Annotated in this window: 1 protein-coding gene; it reads right to left on the bottom strand. The window is 35.8% G+C overall.

The window, feature by feature from the left end; all coding sequences use genetic code 11:
• Positions 1-86 precede the first annotated feature (86 nt).
• Entirely contained in the window at positions 87-620 is a 534-nt protein-coding gene (locus AC1DUW_RS31625) for a hypothetical protein (RefSeq protein ID WP_477644550.1), read from the bottom strand.
• Positions 621-668 lie beyond the last annotated feature (48 nt).

The following is a 668-nucleotide window of genomic DNA, read 5'->3' as shown; positions in this document are numbered from 1 at the left end:
GCATATAAATCCTCTTCTGTGTTATTGTCAACGTAGTCATTATCAGTGTCTATAACACCCACATAATATGTGCCAGCTTTAGCTTGTTATGCTTGTACTTCAACATCATCCTCATATTCACTACCCAAATATTCCAAGTTATTATTCTCAACAAAATCTTTTTGTAGGGCAGTAAATAGTAGATCAATAGCATATGAGTTAGTTTCCCCAGCTACTAGTAAAACTCCACTCTGAGGTACTTCTACTTTATAAAAATCGACATCGTACAAAGGAAGTAGTTGACCGATTGTCGGTTTTTCATATGATGATATATTTGCTGAATTAAAGTCGTCATTATATTCACTTTCAATCAAGTAATCTTCCTCAGACGAGCCACTGCTCATCCTACCCATTTTATTGAACCTATGTACTGAGTATGATTGAGAACCTTTTAATACTTTTTCAAATTGATTAAATGTTTTAGAATCAATGATCCCTTTTTGGAGTGGCTTTTCAACTTGACTTTCTATAGCTTTCCTAGCCAACGCGTTCTCGTTTTCTTCAGCCTTAACAGTACCAACGGACACTGCCGAAGCTAATAACCCAACAGCAACCAATGACAAAACACCTCTATTAAGCACGTTTTCTCCCCCTAAATTCGTTATAAAGAACCAAAATCTATATGGTTC

This window comes from Peribacillus sp. P4_C12 (assembly GCF_056402095.1).
The sequence above is the reverse complement of the archived record's forward strand: the minus strand, read 5'-3'. Positions and strand labels throughout refer to the sequence as shown.